Origin of the sequence: Allosaccharopolyspora coralli (genome assembly GCF_009664835.1) — a bacterium.
Taxonomy (GTDB): Bacteria; Actinomycetota; Actinomycetes; order Mycobacteriales; family Pseudonocardiaceae; genus Allosaccharopolyspora; species Allosaccharopolyspora coralli.
On sequence record NZ_CP045929.1, the window covers coordinates 2,790,377 to 2,812,711 of the forward strand.

A 22,335-nucleotide genomic window follows, 5' to 3' on the forward strand; every position below is an offset into this window, starting at 1 on the left:
GGTCGACCGTGGACTTCTCGCTCACCGACGCCCAGCAGGACCTCGCGGGCTTGACGCGGCGCATCGTCGGCGACCACGCCACACACGAGCGGCTCACCCATGTCGAGACGGGCCCGGATCGGCACGATGCGCGGTTGTGGTCCGCCCTCGCCGACGCCGGCGTACTCGCCGCCGCACTCCCGCAGCGAGCGGGTGGCGACGGGTTCGGCCTGCTCGAACAGTGCAGCGTGCTGATCGAACTCGGACACGCCGTGGCGCCGGTGCCGTACACGAGCACGATCACGACCTGCGCCTCAACGCTGGCCGAGTTCGGCGACGAGCGACAACAGAAGACATGGCTCACCCCTGTGCTGTCGGGAGAGAAGATCGTGACCGCGGCCCTCACCGAGCCGCACCAGCCACACGACGCTCCGCTCGCGACGCGGGCACGGCAGGACGACGGCGCATGGATTCTCGACGGAACGAAGACGTCGGTTCCGGTCGGGGGCTTCGCTGACGGATTCCTCGTTCCCGCGCAGACCACGGACGGTCCTGCTGTCTTTCTCCTCGGTCCGTCGGACGGTGGCGTGCACGTCGAACGCCAGGAAGTCGTCGACGGCAGCAGCGAGGCATGGCTCGACCTCGACGGCGTTCGCCTCGACGACGACCGCCGACTCGACGGCGAGCCGGACGTGCTCCGGTGGCTGCGAACCCGCGCGACGGTGGGTGTGTGCGCCGAGCAGCTCGGTGTACTGGAACGGGCGTTGGAACTCACGGCCGAGTACGCCACCGAGCGCGTGCAGTTCGATCGGCCGATCGGGAGCTTCCAAGCCGTCTCCCAACGCCTCGCCGACGCCTACATCGACGTCGAGGCCGTCCGCTTGACGCTGTGGCAAGCGGCGTGGCTGGCCTCCGAAGGTCTGCCGTGCGCCGCCGAGACCGCCACCGCGAAGTTCTGGGCCGGCGAGGCGGGACACCGCGTCGCCCATACCGCGGTGCACGTTCACGGCGGGATCGGCATCGACGTCGACCACGTGCTGCACCGATACTTCGTCGCGGCGAAACGGGCGGAGTTCGCGCTCGGCGGGGCGACCCAGCAAGCACTGCACCTCGGATCCCTTCTCGCACGAGCACCGGAGGACCCGCGATGACCTATCAGGCCGAGATTCCGACCGTCACCGACCTGTTGCTCGCGCACACGGAGGCAGACCGTGCGGGGCTGCTCTTCGAGGACCAAGCATGGTCCTGGCGCGAGCACGTGCAGGCCGGTGCGGATCGGGCTGCTTTGGCACACACGCTGCTCGACAAGAAGGAGCGGCCCCACGTCGGCGTGCTGCTCGACAATGTTCCGGAATTCTCCTTCCTCGTCGCCGCAGCGGCGTTCGGCGGATTCGTCCTCGTCGGACTCAACCCGTACCGCCGTGGCGAGGCGCTCGCGCGTGACGTCCGGACGGCCGATTGCAGCGTGGTCGTCACCGAGAACAAGTACGCGCCGTTGGTGGACGGACTGGACCTCGGGGGCGCCACCGTGCACGACATCGACAGTCCGGAGTGGGCCGCGCTCCTCGAAGCACACGCGGACAGCCCGCTGGCACCGGTGCCCGCCAAGCCGGACGACGTGCTGATGCTGGTCTTCACCTCCGGTACCGGCGGTGCGCCGAAGGCGGCCCGCTGCACCCACGCGAAGTTCGCGTTCCCGGGAAGGATGCTCGCGGAACGGTTCGGGCTCGGTCACGACGACGTCGTCTACGAAGCGATGCCGTTGTTCCACTCCAATGCCCTCATCACGGGATGGAGCGTCGCGGCGGCATCCGGGGCGACACTGGCCCTTCGTCGCTCGTTCTCCGCGTCCGGGTTCCTCCCCGACGTCCGGCGGTTCGGCGCCACCTACGCCAACTACGTCGGCAGACCCCTGTCGTACGTCCTGTCCACCCCCGAGCAGGCCGACGACGCCGACAACCCACTCCGCCTGATGTACGGCAACGAAGGTGCCCGGCGCGACCTCGACCGTTTCGCCGACCGATTCGGGTGTCACGTGGTGGACGCGTTCGGCTCGACCGAAGGTGGGCTCGCCATCAGTCGGACCCCGGATACACCGCAGGATGCGTTGGGGCAGCTGACGGACGGGGTCGCAGTCCTCGACCCGGACACGGGCGAACCGTGCCCTCGCGCCCGGTATGCTAACGACGGCACGGTGACGAACCTTCAGGAAGCCACCGGAGAACTGGTGAACACTGCGGGCCCCGGGTTCTTCACCGGCTACTACCGCGATCCGGACGCGGACGCGGACCGTCTCCGGGACGGCATGTACTGGAGCGGTGACCTCGCCTACGTCGACGAGCACGGATTCTGCTACTTCGTCGGCCGCGCGGGCGGGTGGCTGCGCGTCGACGGTGAGAACCTCGGCACCGCCGAGATCGAACGGATCTTGTCGCGCCATCCCGACATCGCGCAAGTGGCGGTGTACGCGGTCCCCGACCCCCACGTCGGCGACCAGGTCATGGCGGCCGTCGTGGCCGGCCCGAACGGTCTGGACATGACGCGGTTCGCGGACTTCCTCGGCGCGCAGGACGATCTCGGACCCAAACAGCACCCGAGTTACGTGCGGCTCGCCGAGGACCTCCCCCGGACGGCGACGTTCAAGGTACTCACCCGGCAGCTCGCCGCCGAGGCGCACGACTGCGCCGATCCGGTCTGGTGGCGACCGGATCGGCGCCGTCCGTACGAAGTGTTCGCTCGGGAAACCTGAGCGCGCATTGGGGAAGTTCGTGCCTCGTGGCGTTGGGGTCCTCTTGAGTACCACACGTACGCGGCGAGAACCCCTGCCTTGCGAGGCACGAACTCCGAACACCGGAGCGTCTAACCTGCCGGGGCTGATCACGAGACGGGCACAAAAGCCAGTTCCCCAATGCCCTCTGAGCGCCGGACGATTCCGGCACGCTCAGCTCAGCTCTCCCAGGCGTGCCACCGTCTTCTCGGTGTCCCGGACGAGTTCGGACATGACGTCCTGCACCGAGCGCACCGCGTTCATCCGGCCCACGATCTGACCGACGGGCATGGACACGACCTCGGGGTCGTCCGACCGCATGATCCGCTGGTGTGCCTCGCTGACGAGAATGTTCTGCAACGGCATCGGAAGCGGCTCCGGCGCCTCCGGGCTTTCCCACGCTTCGGTCCACTTGGTCTTCAGCAGCCGAGCCGGCTTGCCGGTGTAGATCCGCGACCGGACCGTGTCCGCCGACCCCGCCGACACCAAAGCTCGCTGCATCGCCGTGTCACCGGCTGTCATGGCGTACTCCGAGGTCGTCAACCAGTACGAGCCCATCCAGGCGCCCGAGGCACCCAGCGCCAGCGCGGCGGCGACCTGCCTGCCGGAGCCGATCCCGCCCGCGGCGAGCACGGGGACCCGATCGCCCACGGCGTCGACGACCTCGGGAACCAGCACCATCGAGGCGATCTCTCCGGTATGGCCCCCGGCTTCGTGCCCCTGTGCGACCACGATGTCGACGCCTTTGTCCACATGCGACACCGCGTGGTCGCCTTTGCCCGCGAGCGCGGCCACCAGGACGCCGGCGTCGTGCGCCTCGTCGATCACGTCCTTCGGCGGCGAGCCCAGCGCATTGGCGATGAGCTTGACCGGATGTTTCAACGCGACGTCGACGTGTGCCCGCGCGACCGAGTGCAACCAGCCCAGCACGGCGTCGGACTGCTGCTGCTCCGACGGCAGTTCCGGCACTCCGAGCTCGGAGAGGGTGCGGTCGACGAACCGACGATGTTCGGGCGGGACGAGTTCTCCCAGATCGACGCTGGTGCCTTCCTGCGGCACCTTCATCGGCATCACCACGTCCACCCCGTACGGTTTGCCGTCGGTGTTGGCGTCCATCCAGTCCAACACCGTGTCGAGCTCGTCGGCGTCGTTGAACCGGACACACCCCAGTACTCCCAGCCCGCCCGCGCGGCTGATCGCCGCGGCCACGTGCTCGGACGGGGTGAACCCGACGATCGGGTGCTCGATGCCGAACGTCTCGCACAGTGCGGTACGCATCCTGGTCCTCTCAGAAGGCATTCGGGAATTGGGCTTGTGTGCCCGTAGGGCACGCCTCATGCGTGACCAGCCGAGCCACGGTGAGGGGATACTGTTCGTGCCTCGCAACGCAGGGGTTCTCGGTACTCAAGAGGACCCCAACGCGGTGAGGCGCGAAGTGGTGCGGCGGTCCCGGACCACCTCCCCGAGTTCCACAATGCCCACTCAGTTCACGTCGGCGGCCGGCGCGGCCGCCCCCTCGGTGTGCGACGGCTCCGTCCGTTCGGCGTACCTGCGCGCCCACTGGTAGTCCGGTTTCCCACTCGGGGACCGTCGAACCTCGTCGACGAGCCACACCGTGCGCGCGACCTTGTACCCGGCCACCTGCTCGCGCACATGCGCGTTGAGTTCCTCGAGTGACGGCTCCGCGCCCGGACGTGCCTGCACCACCGCTGCGACCCGCTCGCCCATCCGCTCGTCGGGAACGCCGAACACCAGCACGTCGAAGACGTCGGGGTGGGACTTCAGTGCCCCCTCGACCTCCTCGGGGAACACCTTCTCCCCGCCGGTGTTCACGCACATCACCCCGCGGCCGAGCATCGTGACGGTCCCGTCCGCCTCCACTCGCGCGTGATCACCCGGCACGACGTGCGGGACGCCATCGACCCGCACGAAGACCTTCCGGGATTTCTCGTCGTCCTTGTAGTAGCCCAGCGGCACGTGCCCCCGGCGGGCGATCCATCCGACCTCGCCGGTGCCCGGCTCCAGCTTGCGGCACTCGTCGTCGATGACACACGTCTGCGAATCGGCCTTGACGCGCGGTCCGCCGGTGAACTCCTCGTCCTTGGTCACCACACTGATCCCACTGAAACCCGTTTCAGACGACCCGATCGAATCGGTGATCACCGCGTTCGGAATCGCGTCCAGGTACTGCTCCTTGACCGACGGCGAGAACAGAGCGGCGCTACTGGAGATCGCCAACACGGAGGAGACGTCGTAAGGGTGTTCGTGGAAGGCCTCGATGAGCGGCCGTGCCATCGCGTCGCCCACGATGAACAGCACGTTGACCTTCTCCCGCTCGACGGCGCGCCAGATCTCGTGCGGATCGAACTCCGGCACGAACACGACCGCGCTGCACGCGAACAGGTTGCCCAGGGCGGCCCATTGCGCGGCGCCGTGGATGAACGGAGCCGCGGGCAACCGCACGAGTCCACCGTTCTCGGCTCCGGTGCGCGACTGTTGCCACTCGTCGGCCATCGGCTCGCCGGTCATGAAGTCGATGCCGCCGCCGAGGGTCCGCCAGATGTCCTCGTGCCGCCACATCACGCCTTTGGGCTGGCCGGTCGTCCCTCCGGTGTACAGCAGGTAGAGATCGTCGGCGCTGCGCTCGGAAAAGTCGCGTCCGGTCGAGCGGCCGGAGAGCGCGGACTCGTAGTCGACGCCTCCGTATCCGGTCGCGTCGGCCTCGGTTCCGTCGTCCACCACGAGAACGTGCCGCAGGCCCGTCAGGTCGCGGACCGCCTCGGAGACCCGATCGCTGTAGCGGCGCTCGTGAACCAGGGCCACCAGGTCGGCGTCGTCGAAGATGTAGCGGAGTTCGCCGGGCTGGTACCGGTAGTTGATGTTCACCGAGACGGCCCGGATCTTGTAGGCCGCGAGCATCGTCTCGAGCGATTCGACGGAGTTGCGGGAGTACACACCGATGTGGGCACCGGGGCCGATCCCGCACTCGATGAAATAGTGCGCCAACCGGTTGGCGCGCTCGTCGAGTTCGGCGAAGGTGAGGCGACGCTCGCCGCAGACAACGGCGACGCGGTCCGGTGTCGTGTCGACGGCGTGCTCGAAGAGATCTGCGATGTTGTATGCCACACCGACAAACTAGAACGTGTTATTGTTTTGGGCAATGGTCCGATCGTCGAATTCCGGAGGCCGTCCGTGACAGCGACCCCGCACCCCTCGGGCGCACCGACCGGGAACGACACCGCCGACCCGCCACACTGCCTGGTCGAGCAACGAGGCCACGTCCTCGTGGTGACGCTCAATCGACCGGAAGCGCGCAACGCACTCTCCGGGCCGATGATGGCGATCATGAAACAGGCGTGGGACGAGGTCGACCACAACGACGAGATCCGCGCATGCGTGCTCACCGGCGCGGGAGGCGCCTTCTGCGCGGGCGCCGACCTCAAGGCGATGAACTCGGCACACCCGGGTGATACTTCGGCAGGTCGCGATCTCTCGGTGATCGAACCGCTACTCAAAGGCAGACGGCTCACCAAGCCGCTGATCGCCGCGGTCGAGGGGCCTGCCGTGGCGGGTGGCACCGAGATTCTGCAGGCAACCGACCTGCGCGTCGCCGGAGAAAGCGCGCGCTTCGGTGTCTCCGAGGCGCGCTGGGGCCTGTTCCCGCTCGGGGGCTCAGCCGTCCGCCTGCCTCGGCAAATCCCGTACACACTGGCCGCCGAACTCCTGCTCACGGGACGACACGTCGGCGCAGCCGAAGCCAAGGAGATCGGACTCGTCGGCCACGTCGTGCCGGACGGTCAGGCTCTCGACAAGGCGCTGGAGCTCGCAGAGCTCATCGCCGCCAACGGCCCACTCGCGGTGCGCGCCCTGTTGCGGACCATCCGCGAGACCGAAGGTCTGCCCGAGAACGAGGCCTTCCAGGTGGACACCCGGTTGGGCATGGAGGTGTTCACCAGCCGCGACGCCAAGGAGGGGCCGCGCGCGTTCGCCGAGAAGCGCAAGCCCGACTTCGAGGGACGGTGAGCCCCGAACTCGGTCAGTACCGGCCTCCGAGTTTGCGGTGATCCCAGCTGATGAGGCGCGCGGGCTCGAACGCCACGGCCACTCGTTTCCTGCCGGACGCGCGGACGACCTCACGTGCGTCCTCGTCCAGCGCGGTCCCCGCGTAGCGCTCCGCGATCGCCACACCGACCCGCTGAACCTCGTCCGGTTCCGAGACGATCCGGCCGTGCCCTTCCATGTGCACCGCACGCAGCTCCTCGTAGGCCTCGCCGTCCTCGACCAGGCAACTCATCCGGGCGTCCCGCCGCAGGTTCACCACCTTCTGGGCCGAGGAGTAGGTCCAGAACACCAGGGCACCGTCGACCCAGGCGAACCACATCGGCGCCACGTGCGGATGCCCGCGCGCGCCGTGCGTGGCCACCACGAGCGTGTGTTGCGCGGCGAGGAATCCGTCGATCTCCGCAGGGCTCATCGCGATCAGGTCGCGGCGGTTCCGGGACATCAGATGGCGTTCTCCCTGTCGGACCAGTACGGATCACGGAGTGTGCGCTTGTACAGCTTGCCGTTCGGGTCGCGCGGGAGCTCGTCGACGAAGTCGACACTGCGCGGCAGCTTGAACTTCGCGAGCCGTTCGGCGGCGAAGGCGAGTATGTCGGAGACGAGCGCGTCGTCGGCGCAGGCCCCCACGCGCGGCTGCACGACGGCCTTGATCTGCTCACCGCGGTCCGCGTGCGGGATGCCGAACACCGCCACGTCCGCGACCTCGGGGTGCACGACCAGAACGTTCTCGATCTCGGCGGGGTACACGTTCACCCCACCCGAGATGATCATGTCGTTCTTGCGGTCGCAGAGATACAGGTACCCGTCGTCGTCGAGGTACCCGACGTCGCCGAGGGTGAACAGGTTCCCGACACGCGCTCGCTCGGTCTTCGCCTTGTCCTGGTGATACTCGAACGTCGACCGCCCCATCCGCATGTACACGGTGCCAACCTCACCACCGGGCAGTTCCGAACCGTCCTCGCCGAGCACCTTGACCACCGATCCCGGCCACGGCAGACCCACCGACCCCGGTTTTCTCACCCAGTCCTCGGCACCGATCACGGTGCCGCCGCCTTCGGTGGCCGCGTAGTACTCGGTCACGACCGGCCCCCACCAGCCGAGCATGGCGCGCTTCACCTCGGGTGGACACGGTGCCGCGCCGTGGACAGCGGCACGCAACGAGGACACGTCGTACCGTTCCCGGACATCGGCAGGCAGGTCGAGCAGACGACGGAACTGGGTGGGCACCATGTGGGTATGGGTGACGCTGTGTCGCTCGATGAGCTCGAGCATCTCCTCCGGTTCCCACCGGTCCATCAACACCGCCGTATGTCCCAATTGGACGGAAATCGCGACGAAGTTCAACACCGCGGTGTGATACATCGGTGAACCGCACAGGTGCACGTGCCCGTCGTGCGGCTTCAGCCCGAACAGGCCGAAAAAGTGCCCGGACGCTGCCGGGACGTCGTCGGGGTCCTCTCCGCTCAGCGGGCGGCGAACTCCTTTGGGCCGGCCGGTGGTTCCCGAGGTGTAGAGCATCGGCGAACCAGTGGTCCGCACGTCGGGGCGGTCGGCGGGTTCGGCAGCGCCCAGCCGCTGCAGGTCCTGAAAACCCGGGATCTCGCCCACCGCGAACCGCGCCTTGGAGGACAGCCCGCTGCGGGCGGCGGCGTCCGTCGCGGTGTCGGCGAACCGCTCGTGTGCGACGAACACCTTCGCCCCACTGTCCTCGATGATGTGTGCGAGCTCGGGACCGACGAGATGCCAGTTGGCCGTGACCACGTACAGACCGGTCTCGATCGCGGCGAAGTACGCGGCGAGCAGATCCGTGCCGTTGGGCAGCATGAGCACGATCGCGTCGCCCGGTTCCAGCCCCTCGGCCTGCCAACCGCGGCCGTAGCTGTCCGCTCGCGCGGCGAGTTCGGCGTAGCTGAGTTGCGTGCCGTCCGGAGCCACGGCGGCGACGCGGTCGGGCTCCTCGCCGGCGATGTTCCACAAACCCACGGTGCTCACGGCGTTCTCCCGTCTCCGAGATCGAGGACCCTCTCAAACTAGAACTCGTTGCACTGGCTCAACAACCCCACGGCCCGGAGTTCGGCTCTTGGGTCTGGCATACCGTGCTCGAGCGAGCACGCCTTGCCCCCCTGTTCGAGAACATGTTTCACTCTCTGGGTGACTGGGACATCGCCTCCGCTCAGCGCCCCGTTCGACGTCGGATTCGACTACACCCGCACACTCGGCCCGGTGCTGGGCCCCTTCGCCACGGCCTTGCGTGACGGCCGGGTTCTCGGCATCCGCGGAACCGACCGCAGGGTGCACGTCCCCGTCGTCGAGTTCGACCCGGTCACCGGTGACGCGCTCGACGAACTCGTGGAAGTCTCCGACTTCGGCACCGTCGTCACCTGGACCTGGCAATCCCGTCCGTCGGAGGGTCAGCCCCTCGACCGTTCGTTCGCGTGGGCGATGATCCGTCTCGACGGAGCCGACACTCCCCTGCTGCACGCCGTCGACACCGGCTCGGCCGAGGCGATGTGGACCGGCATGCGCGTGCGAATCCGGTGGGCGGACGAACGCAGCGGCAGCATCACCGACATCGCGTGCTTCGTTCCCGCCGACTCCGCTACCGCGTCCGAACCGGAAGCTCCGGCCGCCGCGAGCGACGCGGCACCGGTCACCACGGTGGTGACACCGATCCACCTGCACCTGCGGCATTCGGCCTCCGCGCAGGAAAGCGACTACCTGCGGGCGCTCGAGCAGGGCCGCCTACTGGCCCAACGCTGCACGGAGTGCGACAAGGTCTACATTCCGCCCAGGGGCGCGTGTCCGACGTGCGGTGTGCCGACCACCGAGCCCGTCGAACTTCCCGACACCGGAACCGTCACCACCTTCTGCATCGTCAACGTGCCGTTCCTCGGCCAGCGGATCGCGCCTCCGTACGTCGCCGCCTACATCTTGCTCGACGGTGCCGACATCGCCTTCCTGCACCTCGTACTCGGTTGCGACGCCGCACACGTGCGGATGGGCATGCGGGTGCGCGCGGTATGGAAACCACGCGAGGACTGGTCGACGACGATGGAGAACATCGACCATTTCGCACCCACCGGTGAGCCGGACGCCGCCGACGAGACCTACGCACACCACCTCTGAGCCCCACCGCATCGTGAGAGGACGACCGCCGTGGCTGTTCCCGATGTCGCCGTCGTCGGCTTCGCCGAAGCTCCGAACCTCCGGGCCGCCGACGCCACCACCAACGGCGTGGAGATGCTCGTGCCGCTGTTCGAGCAGGTCCTCGACGAGCTGTCGATGACGCGGCACGACATCGGTTTCTGGTGCTCGGGGTCCTCGGACTACCTGGCGGGCCGCGCGTTCTCGTTCATCGCGGCGATCGACGCGATCGGGGCGGTGCCGCCCATCAACGAGTCCCATGTCGAGATGGACGCGGCATGGGCGTTGTACGAGGCATGGGTGAAGCTGCGCACCGGCGAGGTCGACACCGCACTCGTGTACGGATTCGGCAAGTCGTCGGCGGGCGATCTACGACGGACCCTGGCGCTGCAGCTCGATCCGTACTCGGTAGCCCCGCTGTGGCCGGACTCGGTCACCATCGCGGCCCTGCAAGCACGACTCGGCCTGGAAACAGGAATGTGGACCGAACGAGAGATGGCCGAGGTCAGCGCCCGCTCGTTGCGCGACGGCGCGACGAATCCACTCGCCCAGCGCGGTCACGCCACGGATGCGGACGCGTTGCTCGCCGAACCCACGCTGGCGGATCCCCTTCGAGCGTACGACTGCGCTCCGATCACCGACGGTGCCTCGGTGGTGGTGCTCGCCGCGGCGGATCGAGCGCGGGAACTCCGGCGCGATCCCGCTTGGATCACCGGGATGGCACACCGCACGGAGTCAGGCACCCTCACCGCCCGCGACCTCACTCGATCCTCGTCCACACAGGACTGCAGTAAGGCGGCGGGTACGGACGGCGTCGCTGTCGCCGAGCTGCACGCGCCGTTCAGCCATCAGGACATCGTGCTCCGTCGAGCCCTCGGACTCGGCGACGCGGTCTCGGTCAGCCCCTCGGGTGGCGCGCTGTGCGGCAATCCGATGTTTTCGGCCGGACTGTCCCGCATCGGGCACGCCGCGCGTCACGTGCTCGACGGCCGGGCGGAGAAGGTGCTCGGCCACGCGACCAGCGGTCCGGCGCTGCAACAGAACCTCGTGTGCGTGATGGAAGGCGGAAACTGATGGCCGGGCAGCTCGTCGCCGTGCTCGGGAGCGGGCAGACGCACCACGCCAGCAAACGCACCGACGTCTCGATCGCCGGACTGTGCCGCGAAGCGGTCGACCGGGCACTCGCCGACGCCGATCTCGACTTCGCCGACGTCGACGCGGTCGTACTGGGCAAAGCACCGGACCTGTTCGAAGGCGTCATGATGCCCGAACTCCACCTGGCGGACGCACTCGGTGCGAACGGAAAACCACTGATGCGCGTGCACACCGCCGGTTCGGTCGGGGGTTCCACGGCGAACGTGGCGGCCAGTCTCGTGCAGGGTGGGGCGCATCGTCGCGTCCTGGCGGTCGCGTTCGAGAAGCAGTCCGAGTCCAACGCCATGTGGGCGCTGTCCATCGCTCCACCGTTCACGATGCCGGTCGGAGCCGGTGCAGGCGGCTACTTCGCGCCGCACGTGCGCGCTTACATCCGGCGGTCCGGAGCCCCCGACCACATCGGCGCCGTCGTCGCGGCCAAGGACCGCCGCAACGGGGCCCTCAACCCGTACGCACACCTTCGCGAGAACGACGTCTCCGTCGACTCGGTGCTGGAGACACAGATGCTGTGGGACCCGATCCGGTTCGCCGAGACGTGCCCCTCCTCCGACGGTGCGTGCGCCGTCGTACTGGGTGACGAGGCAACCGCCGACCGAGCCGCCCGGCGGCCGGCGTGGGTTCATGCGACGGCGATGCGTACCGAACCCACCACCTTCTCCGGCCGTGACCACGTCAACCCACAGGCCGGCCAGGCCGCCGCCCGCGCACTGTGGTCGCAAGCCGGCATCACCGATCCGATGTCCGAAGTGGACGTCGCGGAGATCTACGTACCGTTCTCCTGGTTCGAGCCGATGTGGCTGGAGAATCTCGGCTTCGCCGAACCCGATTCGGGGTGGAAGGTCACCGAGGCGGGAGACACCGCACTCGACGGGCGACTTCCCGTCAACCCCTCCGGCGGCGTGCTCTCCTCCAACCCGATCGGCGCGTCCGGGATGCTGCGCTTCGCCGAAGCCGCGATGCAGGTCAGCGGCCGCGCGGGCGACCACCAGGTCGACGGTGCGCGCACGGCGCTCGGACACGCCTACGGCGGCGGGTCCCAATACTTCTCGATGTGGCTGGTCGGTTCCGACAAACCTGGAGGCACCCGGTGAAGTTCACCCTTTCCGTGGCCATGTCACCGCTCGGTCAGATCACCGAACTCGCTCGCACCGCCGAGGAAAGCGGCTTCGACGCCGTAGCCCTGCCGGATTCGCTGTTCTACTCCGAGAAGGTGGCTGCCGACTATCCCTACACCGCCGACGGCAACCGCATGTGGGACGCCGACACTCCCTGGTCCGATCCGCTGGTCGCGGCCGCGGCGATGGGGGCGGCGACCGAGCGGATCCGCTTCTACACCTCGGTTCTCAAACTCGGCCCGCGCAACCCCGTCCTGCTCGCGCGTCAACTCGCGTCGGTCGCCGTGCTCACCGGGAACCGGTTCGGGCTGGGGATCGGACTCGGCTGGACTCCCGAGGAGTTCGAGTGGTGCGGCGCACCGTTCGCCCGACGTGGCGCCCGCGTCGACGAGGCGATCGACGTGTTGCGCCTGATCCTCGGCGGAGGCATGGTCGAGCACCACGGCGAGTTCTTCGACTTCGACCGGCTGCAGATGAGTCCGGCGCCGTCCGAACCGGTACCGATCTACATCGGCGGCCACAGCGAACCCGCGCTCCGCCGTGCCGCCCGACGCGGCGACGGGTGGGCCTCGGCGATGATGCCGTTCGAGGAACTGCGTGCCACGATCACGGAGCTGCACCGGCTGCGCGGCGAGTTCGGCACGGACAACCGGGATTTCGAGATCCAGGCGGTGTGCATCGACCGGTTCGGTCTCGACGGCTACCGGCAGCAGGCCGACATCGGCGTCACGGACGCGATCACCGTGCCGTGGTTGTTCGACGGCCACGGATTCGACGCCGACGTCGCGGTGAAAAAGGACAGCATCCGGCGGTTCGCCGACGAAGTCGTCGGAAAGGCCTGAACCGCACCGGCCCGACTCAGGAGGAACTGTGGACGGGATTTTCTGGACGGCGACCGAGGCACATCATCCTGCCCGGTCGGCGGCGCTCGCCTCGATGGACGCCGTGACACGCGGCGCGAAGGAGGAATGGCTCGACCTGTTCACCACGGACGCGGTCGTCGAAGACCCCGTCGGTCCGTCGGTGTTCGACCCGGACGGCACGGGACATCACGGGCGCGACGGACTCGCCGCGTTCTGGGACCTGGCCATCGCCCAGAGCACCCGGCTCGAGTTCCACATCCACGAGTCCTTCGCCGCGGGAGCGGAAGTCGCCAACGTCGGCCTGGTGCGGTCCTTCCTGCCCGACGGGCACGTCATGGACGCCGAGGGGGTGTTCGTCTACCACGTCGGCGACGACGGTCTGCTGAAGTCGATGCGTGCGTTCTGGGAGTTCGACCGGGCCATGACGACAATGCGCAGCGCGGACAGCGTCTGAGAGGGCATTGGGGAACTTGGGGAGGTGGTCCGGTACCGCCGCCCAGTTCGCGCCTCGCGGCGTTGGGGTCCTCTTGAGTACGCGGCCGTACGCGGCGAGAACCCCTGCCTTGCGAGACACGAACTCCGAACGCCGGAGCCCCTCACCCTGCTGCGGCTGAGCACGTATGAGGCGTGCCCTATGGGCACACAAGCCAGTTCCCCAATGCCCTGTCAGAGGACGCGTGGCTCCAGGCTTCGGTTCAGTGACCCTGAGCGTGGCTTCCTCCTCCGACGCACACGAGCCGGTCGCGCCCATCATGAACTGTCGTCGTTCGTGTCAGCGGCTCAACCACGGAGCGGTCACCACCCACGCAGCCCGACCGCCGGCGGGTTCTCAGCCCCCTCCTCGCGAGGACAGCGACTTCGCTGCGTAGGTGGCTACTCGAGAAAGCGATCCCGCAGCGAGGAGGGCGCTGAGGTTCCGCTACCCCGACCCACCGACCAGAACCTCAGGAGTTCACAGACCCTCGTGGCGGGATTCAGTGGTAGCGGACCGGAAACTCCTTGACGCCGTTGAGCCAGCCGGACCGCAACCGGCGGGGCTCGCCGACCTGCTTGATGTCCGGCATGTGGTCGGCGATGGCGTTGAACATCAGGTCGATCTCCACCCGTGCCAGGTTCGCCCCGACACAGAAGTGCGCGCCGGTGCCTCCGAACCCGACGTGCGGGTTGGGGCTGCGCGTGATGTCGAACCGCTCCGGCGCGTCGAAGACCTCGCCGTCGAAGTTCGCCGAGCTGTAGAACATCACGACCCGCTCGCCCTTCTTGATCGGCGTGCCGTTGAGTTCGGTGTCTTCGGTCGCCGTCCGTTGGAAGGAGACCACCGGAGTCGCCCACCGCACGATCTCGTCCGCGGCGGTCTCGGGACGTTCGGCCTTGAACAGCTCCCACTGGTCGGGGTTGTTCAGGAACGCGTGCATGCCGTGCGTGATGGCGTTGCGGGTCGTCTCGTTGCCCGCCACCGCGAGGAGAATCACGAAGAAGCCGAACTCGTCGGGCGACAGCGCCTGCCCGTCGACGTCGGCCTGAACGAGCTTGGTGACGATGTCGTCCATCGGACATCCGCGCCGTTCCTCGGCCATGTTCATGAAATAGCCGAGCACTTCGGTGGCCGCGGTGGTCGGGTCGACGGAGTACTCCGGGTCGTCGTAGGCGACCATCTGGTTCGACCAGTTGAAGACGTCCTGGCGATGTTCCTGCGGAATCCCCAGCAGTTCCGCGATGGCCTGCAGCGGCAGCTCCACCGCCACGTCGCTGACGAAGTCGCCGGTTCCGTTCTCGACCGCGTCGGCGACGATCCTGCGTGCGCGCGCGTCGAGCGCCTGCCGCAGGTTGTTCACCGCCTTGGGCGTGAATCCTCGGGAGATGATGCCGCGCACCTTGGTGTGATCGGGTGCGTCCATGTTCAGCAGGATGTAGCGCTGCAGTTCGACCTGTTCGCGCGTCATGTCCTCGTTGAACCGGCTGACCGCGGTGTTCTGCCAGCTCGAGAAGACGTCGCTGCGCCGCGAGACCTCTTTGACGTCGGCGTGCCGCGTCACCACCCAGTAGCCTTCGTCGTCGAAGCCGGCTTTGCGGTACGGCGTCGGGTTCCACCACACCGGGGCGGTACGTCGCAGCTCGGCGAACTCTTCCATCGGGAGCCGTTCGGCGTACAGATCGGGATCGGTGAAGTCGAAGCCTTCCGGGAGACTCGGGGCGACCACGGCTACCTCCTGCGTGCTGGCGTACGGACACCCACGACGGCGCCGGTACGCGGCATCAGTGAAACGCGTTCTACGTGAAGAGAACCACATGCCGTTGCGTCACGTAAATCCCCCGAGAGCCGGAGGACCGGTCTCTCGATGATCGACTTTAGCTGCCATGCGGGCGAATCGCACACGATTTTCCTCACGCGCCCACGACAAGGGAGCCTTGTTCCAAACAAGAACGTGTTCTACATTGATCGGACGCGAACGCGGCGAGAGGAGCGGCACCGTGGGCACACCGGTCATCGTCGAAGCGGTGCGCACGCCGATCGGCAAGCGACGAGGCTGGCTCTCCGGCCTGCACCCGAGCGAGCTTCTCGGCGCGGCACAACTCGGGGTTCTCGACCGCTGCGGCGTCGAACCCGCGCAGGTCGAGCAGGTGATCGGCGGATGTGTCACCCAAGCAGGCGCTCAGTCCAACAACGTGACCCGCACGTCCTGGCTGCACGCCGGACTGCCCCATCACACCGGCTGCACCACCGTCGACGCGCAGTGTGGTTCCGCACAGCAGTCGACACACCTGATCGCCGGGCTTGTCGCCGCCGGAGCCATCGACGTCGGCATCGCCTGCGGCGTCGAGGCGATGACCCAGGTCCCGCTGCGCAGCAACCTGGGCGTCGACGTCGGCTCGCCGCGCCCGGATTCCTGGGACATCGACCTGCCGAACCAGTACGAGGCCGCCGACCGCATCGCCGCCCGACGCGGACTCACACGGTCCGACATCGACGAGTTCGGAGTGCGCTCGCAGCAGCACGCGCGGCGCGCGTGGGACGAGGGACGATTCGCCCGCGAGATCGTCGACGTCTCGGCGCCGGCACGCGACGCGGACGGAACACCGACCGCCGCGACCCAGCGCATCTCCCGCGACCAAGGACTGCGGGACACGACTCTCGACGCGCTGGCCGGATTGAAACCCGTTCTCGACGGAGGCCTGCACACGGCCGGAACGTCCTCGCAGATCTCCGACGGCGCTGCCGCACTGCTCATCATGGACTCGGACCGGGCTGCCGCCCTCGGACTGCGCCCGCGGGCGCGCATCGTCGCGCAGGCGCTGGTTGGTGCGGAGCCGTACTACCACCTCGACGGCCCGGTGCAGTCCACCACGCGCGTGCTCGAACGCAGCGGCATGAAGATCGGCGACATCGACGTCTTCGAGGTCAACGAAGCGTTCGCCTCCGTCGTGCTGTCCTGGACCCGGGTACACGAGCCGGACCTCACGCGGGTCAACGTCAACGGCGGGGCCATCGCACTCGGGCACCCGGTCGGCAGCACCGGGGCCAGGCTGCTCACCAGCGCGCTGCACGAGCTGGAACGACAGGACGCCTCGACCGCGCTGGTCGCGATGTGCACCGGCGGCGCGATGTCCACCGGCACCGTTCTCGAGCGACTGTGAACGGCTGATCGCGATGTCGCTGCCACCGACCATCCCGCGCGCTCTCGATCTCGCGGCGGAGCGTTTCGCCGATCGCGAGGCACTCGTCGATCACTCCGGTCCTTCGGAGGTGCGACTGACCTTCGCGCAGTTGCGCCACGAAGCCAGACGGCTCGCGCGGGCGCTGCTCGCTCGCGGACTCGGCGCCGGTGACCGGGTCGCGGTCAACGCACCGAACTCGCACCACTGGGTGCTGGCCGCGCTGGGGATCCTCTACGCCGGAGCGACCCTGGTACCCGTGAACACCCGCTACACCGGCTTCGAGACCGCTGACGTGCTCCGCCGCAGCGGTGCGCGGGCGCTCGTGGTCGCCGGCCCCTTCCTCGGGGTCGATCGTCTCGCCGCACTACGTGAGGCCCTGTCCGACGGCACCCTTCCTCCCGAGATCCACACGGTGGTCCAGATTCCGGCAGGCACGGACTCGGTCGTTCCGGACTCGGCGGCACTGCAATGGCACGAACTCGACGGAGCGGGGGCGTCCGTCGGTTGGGATGCGGTCGACGCCGCGGCGGGCTCCGTTCACGCCGACGACACGAGCGACATTCTCTACACCTCGGGCACCACCGGACTCAGCAAGGGCGCGGTCAGCACCCACGCGTCCGCCCTGGGGGTGGCCGACGCGTGGGCCGCGTGCGGAGAGGTGAGCGAGCGGGACCGCTACCTGGTGGTGAACCCGTTCTTCCACAGCTTCGGCTACAAGGCGGGCATCCTCGTGTGTCTGCTGCGTGGTGCGACCATCGTGCCGATGCCGGTGTTCGATGTGGCGAACGCGCTGGACCTGGTGCAGCGCGAAAGGATCACCGTCCTGCCCGGTGCGCCCACCCTGTATCAGTCCATTCTGGACGCACCCGACCGTCGAGCCCACGACCTCACGAGCCTGCGGCTCGCGGTCACCGGCGCGGCGACGGTTCCCGTGGTGCTGGTCGAGCGGATGCAACAGGAGCTGAATTTCTCCACGGTACTCACCGCGTACGGCCTCACCGAGGCCGTCGTCGCCACCATGTGCCGCCCCGGCGACGACCCGGCGACGGTAGCCACCACGTGCGGCCGTGCGGCAGCGGGATTCGACTTGCGCATCGTCGATCGGGACGGAACCTCGTTGCGCGCCGGTGAGGTCGGTGAGATCCAGCTACGCGGGCCGCATTCGATGCGCGGCTATCTCGACGACGCGGAAGCAACGGCAGAGGCGTTCGGCCAGGACGGATGGCTGCGCACCGGCGACCTCGGCAGCGTCGACGACCGCGGCTATCTGACGATCACCGACCGCCTCAAGGACATGTACATCTGCGGCGGTTTCAACGTCTATCCCGCCGAGGTGGAGCAGACCCTCGCCCGGCTCGACGGCGTCGCGGACAGCGCCGTGGTCGGCGTGCCCGACGACCGACTCGGCGAAGTCGGCAAAGCCTACGTGGTGGCCGACGCCGCCCACGCCGTCTCCGCCGAGGACGTCGTCGTGTACTGCAAGCAGCGCCTGGCGAACTACAAGGTCCCCCGCAGCGTCGAATTCCGGGACACACTCCCCCGCAACCCCAGCGGCAAGGTCCTCAAACGCGACCTGCGGTGAGGTGAACGGCACTTTCGCCTCGTCTGAGTGGGCGAAAGTGCCGTTCGCTTCGATGGGTTAGGAATCCTTGCAGCAGAGATGTCGTCGTGTCGTGTCAGCGGCGAAGCTGCTGAGCGGTCACCCCGTACGCAGCCGGACCACCGGCGGGTTCTCAGCGCCCTCCTCGCGAGGACAGCGATTTCGTTGCGTAGGTGGCTACTCGAGAAACCGATCCCGCAGCGAGGAGGGCGCTGAGGTTCCGCTACCCGACCCACCCGAGCAAATCCTCCTGAAGGAGTTCTCACACCCAGTCGTCATCCAAGGGCCAGGTCAGGAAGTCGTTCAGTTCCGCGGTGGGCCGCTCCCACACCGGCTGCGGCTCGATCCCCGTGTACGCACCGCGGTAGAACAGTAGAGGCCGTTCGGCGTGGTGCGGGCCGAGGGTGCGCACCCGTCCCACGACGACGTAGTGGTCGCCCGCGTCGTGCACGGTCTCGACCGAGCAGTCGATCCAGGTGAGCACGTTGGCGAGCACAGGTGCACCCGACGGGGCGACCGCCCAGTCGACACAGGCGAACTTGTCGGCACCGCCCTTGCCGAACACGGTGCTCACGTCCCGTTGCGCCTCGGTGAGGACGTTGACACAGAAGTGTCCCGCCTGTTCCATGATCGGCCAGGTCCGTGAGTTCTTGCCGGGGCAGAACAACACCAGTGGCGGTTCCAGTGACAACGCAGCGAAGGACTGGCACGCGAAACCGACCGGCTCTCCGGTGTCGCTCGAGGCGGTCACGACGGTCACGCCGGTGCAGAAATGCCCGAGTGCCTGGCGAAACTCCCTGGGATCGACCGAGTCGGTGACCACTGGGGACTCTGCTTGCACCTCGTCACTCCCTTCCGTCGCCGGAGGCCGCACTCACTGCTCGCGCATTCCGACGCTGAAGTCGTGTCCCCACAGGCTCACCGCGGTGCTCTCCCGTGCGACCCAGTCCTCGTCGTCGACCTGTCGGCCCTCGCACCCGAACTCGACGTCGAAGCCGCCGGGTGTCTTCATGTAGAACGACAGCATCAAGTCGTTGACGTGACGCCCCAGCGTCGCCGACATCGGCACCTTGCGACGTTGCGCTCGTTCCAGCGTGAGCCCGACGTCGTCGACGTTCTCCACCTCGACCATCAGGTGGACGATGCCGCTGTCGGTGGGGAACGGCAGGAACGCGAGGCTGTGGTGCCTCGGGTTGCACCCGAAGAACCGGAGCCATGCGGGCTCGCCGTCCGCCGGACGACCGAGGAGTTCGGGGGCCATGCGCATCGAGTCGCGGAGCCGGAACCCGAGCACGTCGCGGTAGAAACGCAACGCGGCCTGATCGTCGTCGGTGGAGAGTACGACGTGGCCGAGTCCCTGTTCCTCGGTCACGAAGCGATGTCCGTACGGGCTGACCACGCGCCGGTGCTGCAACGCCGCCCCGTGGAAGACTTCGAGGGTGTTACCGGACGGGTCCTCGAAGCTGACGAGTCCGTTCACGCGCCGGTCGGCGAGTTCGTCGGCCGTGCCCTCCTTGTACGGGACACCGGCTTCGTCGAGTCGGCGCCGGACGTCGTCGAGCTCCTCCTCGTTCGCCGCTTCCCACCCGGATTGCGCGAGCCGGTCCTTCTCACCGGGCACGATCACCAGTCGTGCCGGGAAGTCGTCCATGCGCAAGTACAGGGCGTCGGGATTCGGGCCACTGCCCTCGACCATGCCGAGCACCTTGAGGCCGTAGGTGCGCCAGGCGTCCATGTCGGTCGCCTCGATACGCAGATAACCCAGCGAGCGGATTCCCATCGCGTCCGTCCCTTCTCGCGGCGCCGCCGCCTAGTCGACCAGGAAGTCCTGGGTGATGCGGTTGAACTCGTCGAACTTCTCGAGTTGCGCCCAATGTCCGCAACCGCCGAACACGTGCAACTGGGCACGCGGGATCAGTTTCAGCGCGAGCAGCGCTCCGTCGAGCGGGTTGACCCGATCCTCCCGGCCCCACACCAGCAGGACGCGCTGGCGGAGCCGGTGCGCCTCCCGCCACAAAAGCCCTTCCTCGTACGTGTCCGGCTGCGCGAACGACGCTCCCATCGCCTTCATCGCCGCCCGTGATTCGGGCGTGGTGGCCGCGGCGAACCGCTCGTCGATCAGCTCGTCGGTGATCAGCGATTTGTCATGCACCATCGTGCGCAAGAAGTCGGCCAGTGCGTCCCGACTCGGTGCCATGCCGAAGGTCATGAGCTTGCCGACGCCTTCGGTGGGGTCCGGCGCGAACACGTTGAGGCTCAGCCCGCCCGGTCCCATGAGCACCAGCCGCCCGGCCCGGTCGGGATGGTTCAGTGCGAACCGCACCGCGGTTCCGCCCCCGAGGGAATTCCCCAGCAGATGTGCCTTGTCGATCTCGAGCACGTCGAACAATTCCCGCAACGCCGACGCGCTGTGGGTGAAGTACTGTCCGTGCTCGGTGGGTTTGCTCGACCGGCCGAAGCCGACCTGGTCCACCGCCAGCACGTGGAACCGTTCGGCGAACACCGCGACGTTGCGGTGGAAGTTGCTCCACGCCGACGCGCCGGGCCCGCCACCGTGCAACATCACGACCGTCGTGTCGTGCTCCCGGCCGGCTTCGTGAACGTGCAGGTGCAGGCCGGACGGCAGCTCGACACTGCGGCCGGCCTCGACGACCTCGGCGGACGTGGCTGTCACGATGTCTCCTTCACCTCTCGTGCCGAACACTGTGTCCTGGCCGCTGTATGCGGTCACACCATCGAATCCTTGACCGGCAGGCCGAACTCGCCGGTTCCGAACATGGTGTACGCACGCTCGGGGTCGTTGGCGGCATGGACCCGCCCGGCGTGCGCGTCACGCCAGAACCGCTGAATCGGGGTCCCGGTTGCCAGCGCACGGCCACCGGAGTTCTCGAAGAGCCGGTCGATCGCCTCGATCGACCGCGCGGTTCCCCGGACCTGGTCCCGGCGGGCGCGCAGCCGCAGCGACATCGGGATCTCCTCGCCCGCCTCCAGCAGCTCCAGTTCCTCGGTGAGGTTGCGGGTGAGCTGCAACCACGCGGCGTCGATCTCGCTGGCGGCCTCGGCGATCCGCACCTTCGCGAACGGGTCCTCTTTGGACTGCTCGCCCGCGTACGCGGCGCGTACCCGCTTTCCCTGGTGCTCGACGTGCGCGTCGTAGGCGCCCTGGGCCATTCCGATGATCGGTGCGGTGATGGTCGAAGGGTGCACGGTGCCCCACGGCATCTTGTACAGCGGCGCGGTGTTGACCTCGTGGCCGGGGCAGTCCGTCTTGGACATCGCCATGAAGCTCAGCGCACGGTGCGCGGGAACGAACACGTCGTCGACGACGATGTCGTTGCTGCCGCTGCCCCGCAGGCCGACGGTGTCCCACACGTCGTCGATGCGGTAATCACCCAGCGGCAACAGGTAGGTGCAGAAGTCGACCATGTTCCCCTCGTCGTCGAGGGCGGGGCCGCCGACGAACACCCAGGTCGCGTGGTCGCAGCCGGACGAGAAACTCCACCGCCCGGACAGCCGGTAGCCGCCGTCGACGACGCGGGCCTTTCCCATCGGGGCGTACGACGACGAGATCAGCGTGTCCCGGTCCTCGCCCCACACCTCCTGCTGAGCCTGGTCGCCGAACAGCGCCAGATGCCAGGCGTGCACGCCGACGATGGAAGCGACCCACCCTGTCGACCCGCACGCGCTACCGATCAGGGTGACCGCTTTGTAGAACGTGACCGGGTCGGCCTCGAAGCCGCCGTAGCTGGCGGGCTGCAGCAGCCGGAAGAATCCCGTTTCCTGGAGTGCGGAGATGCTCTCCTCCGGCACCCTCCTGGCGTCCTCGGCCTTCTGCGCGCGCTCCCGCAGATCGGGCAACAGCCGGCGTACCGCGTCGACGACCTGCTCGGTGTCCTGCTGAGTCATGCGATGCTCCCGTTCTGTCTCGGCGCGGGTACCACTACGCGATCACCCGCCGCCCGGGTCCGTACACGGACGCGGCAGGCGCACCGC

19 protein-coding genes are annotated in these 22,335 nt (G+C 68.0%); 10 read left to right on the forward strand and 9 right to left on the reverse strand.

The window, feature by feature from the left end; translation table 11 throughout:
- The first annotated feature begins 8 nt into the window (after positions 1 to 8).
- Together GIY23_RS13250 and GIY23_RS13255 are read left to right on the forward strand one after the other, a co-directional pair.
- Positions 9 to 1,130 (forward strand): acyl-CoA dehydrogenase family protein, encoded by a 1,122-nt coding sequence (locus GIY23_RS13250; protein WP_154076943.1) that lies wholly within the window; start codon positions 9 to 11, stop codon positions 1,128 to 1,130.
- Positions 1,127 to 2,728 (forward strand): long-chain-fatty-acid--CoA ligase, encoded by a 1,602-nt coding sequence (locus tag GIY23_RS13255; RefSeq protein ID WP_154076944.1) that lies wholly within the window; start codon positions 1,127 to 1,129, stop codon positions 2,726 to 2,728. The genes GIY23_RS13250 and GIY23_RS13255 overlap by 4 nt, the downstream gene beginning before the upstream one ends.
- A 192-nt stretch (positions 2,729 to 2,920) precedes the next feature.
- Here GIY23_RS13255 and GIY23_RS13260 read toward each other — a convergent pair whose 3' ends face one another.
- The gene (locus GIY23_RS13260; RefSeq protein WP_154076945.1) at positions 2,921 to 4,024 is read right to left on the reverse strand and encodes an NAD(P)H-dependent flavin oxidoreductase; all 1,104 of its coding nucleotides are present in this window, start codon (positions 4,022 to 4,024) and stop codon (positions 2,921 to 2,923) included.
- Positions 4,025 to 4,228: 204 nt separating this feature from the next.
- Positions 4,229 to 5,872, reverse strand: coding sequence for an acyl-CoA synthetase (locus GIY23_RS13265; protein WP_154076946.1), 1,644 nt, complete (start codon positions 5,870 to 5,872; stop codon positions 4,229 to 4,231).
- Between the two features lie 66 nt (positions 5,873 to 5,938).
- On the opposite strand from GIY23_RS13265, the gene GIY23_RS13270 reads away from it, so the two are divergent.
- Positions 5,939 to 6,769, forward strand: a complete 831-nt coding sequence (locus GIY23_RS13270) for a crotonase/enoyl-CoA hydratase family protein (RefSeq protein ID WP_154076947.1) — start codon at positions 5,939 to 5,941, stop codon at positions 6,767 to 6,769.
- Between the two features lie 13 nt (positions 6,770 to 6,782).
- Here GIY23_RS13270 and GIY23_RS13275 read toward each other — a convergent pair whose 3' ends face one another.
- On the reverse strand, positions 6,783 to 7,250 hold the full coding sequence (locus tag GIY23_RS13275) for a pyridoxamine 5'-phosphate oxidase family protein (RefSeq protein ID WP_154076948.1): 468 nt from the start codon (positions 7,248 to 7,250) through the stop codon (positions 6,783 to 6,785).
- Entirely contained in the window at positions 7,250 to 8,800 is a 1,551-nt protein-coding gene (locus GIY23_RS13280; protein ID WP_154076949.1) for an acyl-CoA synthetase, read from the reverse strand. The genes GIY23_RS13275 and GIY23_RS13280 overlap by 1 nt, the downstream gene beginning before the upstream one ends.
- A 159-nt stretch (positions 8,801 to 8,959) precedes the next feature.
- Between GIY23_RS13280 and GIY23_RS13285 the strand changes: the two genes are divergently transcribed.
- The 5 genes from GIY23_RS13285 to GIY23_RS13305 are packed head-to-tail and all read left to right on the forward strand — an operon-like array spanning position 8,960 to position 13,539.
- Positions 8,960 to 9,934, forward strand: a complete 975-nt coding sequence (locus tag GIY23_RS13285) for a Zn-ribbon domain-containing OB-fold protein (protein WP_154076950.1) — start codon at positions 8,960 to 8,962, stop codon at positions 9,932 to 9,934.
- A 30-nt stretch (positions 9,935 to 9,964) separates the two neighbouring features.
- Positions 9,965 to 11,026, forward strand: a complete 1,062-nt coding sequence (locus GIY23_RS13290) for a thiolase domain-containing protein (protein ID WP_154076951.1) — start codon at positions 9,965 to 9,967, stop codon at positions 11,024 to 11,026.
- Positions 11,026 to 12,198 (forward strand): thiolase domain-containing protein, encoded by a 1,173-nt coding sequence (locus GIY23_RS13295; RefSeq protein WP_154076952.1) that lies wholly within the window; start codon positions 11,026 to 11,028, stop codon positions 12,196 to 12,198. The genes GIY23_RS13290 and GIY23_RS13295 overlap by 1 nt, the downstream gene beginning before the upstream one ends.
- Positions 12,195 to 13,064 (forward strand): TIGR03619 family F420-dependent LLM class oxidoreductase, encoded by an 870-nt coding sequence (locus tag GIY23_RS13300; protein ID WP_154076953.1) that lies wholly within the window; start codon positions 12,195 to 12,197, stop codon positions 13,062 to 13,064. The genes GIY23_RS13295 and GIY23_RS13300 overlap by 4 nt, the downstream gene beginning before the upstream one ends.
- A gap of 28 nt (positions 13,065 to 13,092) precedes the next feature.
- On the forward strand, positions 13,093 to 13,539 hold the full coding sequence (locus tag GIY23_RS13305; RefSeq protein WP_228717271.1) for a nuclear transport factor 2 family protein: 447 nt from the start codon (positions 13,093 to 13,095) through the stop codon (positions 13,537 to 13,539).
- A 520-nt stretch (positions 13,540 to 14,059) separates the two neighbouring features.
- On the opposite strand, the gene GIY23_RS13310 is transcribed toward GIY23_RS13305, so the two are convergent.
- Positions 14,060 to 15,286, reverse strand: coding sequence for a cytochrome P450 (locus tag GIY23_RS13310; RefSeq protein ID WP_154076954.1), 1,227 nt, complete (start codon positions 15,284 to 15,286; stop codon positions 14,060 to 14,062).
- Between the two features lie 271 nt (positions 15,287 to 15,557).
- On the opposite strand from GIY23_RS13310, the gene GIY23_RS13315 reads away from it, so the two are divergent.
- On the forward strand, positions 15,558 to 16,721 hold the full coding sequence (locus GIY23_RS13315; protein WP_154076955.1) for a steroid 3-ketoacyl-CoA thiolase: 1,164 nt from the start codon (positions 15,558 to 15,560) through the stop codon (positions 16,719 to 16,721).
- 13 nt (positions 16,722 to 16,734) lie between these two features.
- Complete coding sequence (locus GIY23_RS13320) at positions 16,735 to 18,324, forward strand: FadD3 family acyl-CoA ligase (protein WP_154076956.1); 1,590 nt, start codon at positions 16,735 to 16,737, stop codon at positions 18,322 to 18,324.
- Positions 18,325 to 18,604: 280 nt separating this feature from the next.
- Here GIY23_RS13320 and hsaB read toward each other — a convergent pair whose 3' ends face one another.
- From hsaB to hsaA, 4 genes are read right to left on the reverse strand one after another with little or no spacing between them, the layout of a single operon-like run.
- A complete protein-coding gene (gene hsaB / locus GIY23_RS13325; protein ID WP_154078823.1) occupies positions 18,605 to 19,165 on the reverse strand; it encodes a 3-hydroxy-9,10-secoandrosta-1,3,5(10)-triene-9,17-dione monooxygenase reductase subunit in 561 nt (186 codons plus the stop codon).
- Positions 19,166 to 19,216: 51 nt separating this feature from the next.
- A complete protein-coding gene (gene hsaC, locus GIY23_RS13330) occupies positions 19,217 to 20,122 on the reverse strand; it encodes an iron-dependent extradiol dioxygenase HsaC (protein WP_154076957.1) in 906 nt (301 codons plus the stop codon).
- A gap of 30 nt (positions 20,123 to 20,152) precedes the next feature.
- A complete protein-coding gene (gene hsaD, locus GIY23_RS13335) occupies positions 20,153 to 21,016 on the reverse strand; it encodes a 4,5:9,10-diseco-3-hydroxy-5,9,17-trioxoandrosta-1(10),2-diene-4-oate hydrolase (RefSeq protein ID WP_228717272.1) in 864 nt (287 codons plus the stop codon).
- A gap of 53 nt (positions 21,017 to 21,069) precedes the next feature.
- Positions 21,070 to 22,248: a 3-hydroxy-9,10-secoandrosta-1,3,5(10)-triene-9,17-dione monooxygenase oxygenase subunit gene (gene hsaA, locus GIY23_RS13340; RefSeq protein ID WP_154076958.1), complete on the reverse strand. Its 1,179-nt coding sequence runs from the start codon at positions 22,246 to 22,248 to the stop codon at positions 21,070 to 21,072.
- Positions 22,249 to 22,335 lie beyond the last annotated feature (87 nt).

Bases quoted from the DNA above. Each gene is read 5' to 3' on its own strand.
- GIY23_RS13260 (WP_154076945.1), bottom strand. From the start codon at position 4,024: ATGCGTACCGCACTGTGCGAGACGTTCGGCATCGAGCACCCGATCGTC.
- GIY23_RS13255 (WP_154076944.1), top strand. From the start codon at position 1,127: ATGACCTATCAGGCCGAGATTCCGACCGTCACCGACCTGTTGCTCGCG.
- GIY23_RS13320 (WP_154076956.1), top strand. From the start codon at position 16,735: ATGTCGCTGCCACCGACCATCCCGCGCGCTCTCGATCTCGCGGCGGAG.
- GIY23_RS13275 (WP_154076948.1), bottom strand. From the start codon at position 7,250: ATGTCCCGGAACCGCCGCGACCTGATCGCGATGAGCCCTGCGGAGATC.
- hsaC (WP_154076957.1), bottom strand. From the start codon at position 20,122: ATGGGAATCCGCTCGCTGGGTTATCTGCGTATCGAGGCGACCGACATG.
- GIY23_RS13295 (WP_154076952.1), top strand. From the start codon at position 11,026: ATGGCCGGGCAGCTCGTCGCCGTGCTCGGGAGCGGGCAGACGCACCAC.
- hsaA (WP_154076958.1), bottom strand. From the start codon at position 22,248: ATGACTCAGCAGGACACCGAGCAGGTCGTCGACGCGGTACGCCGGCTG.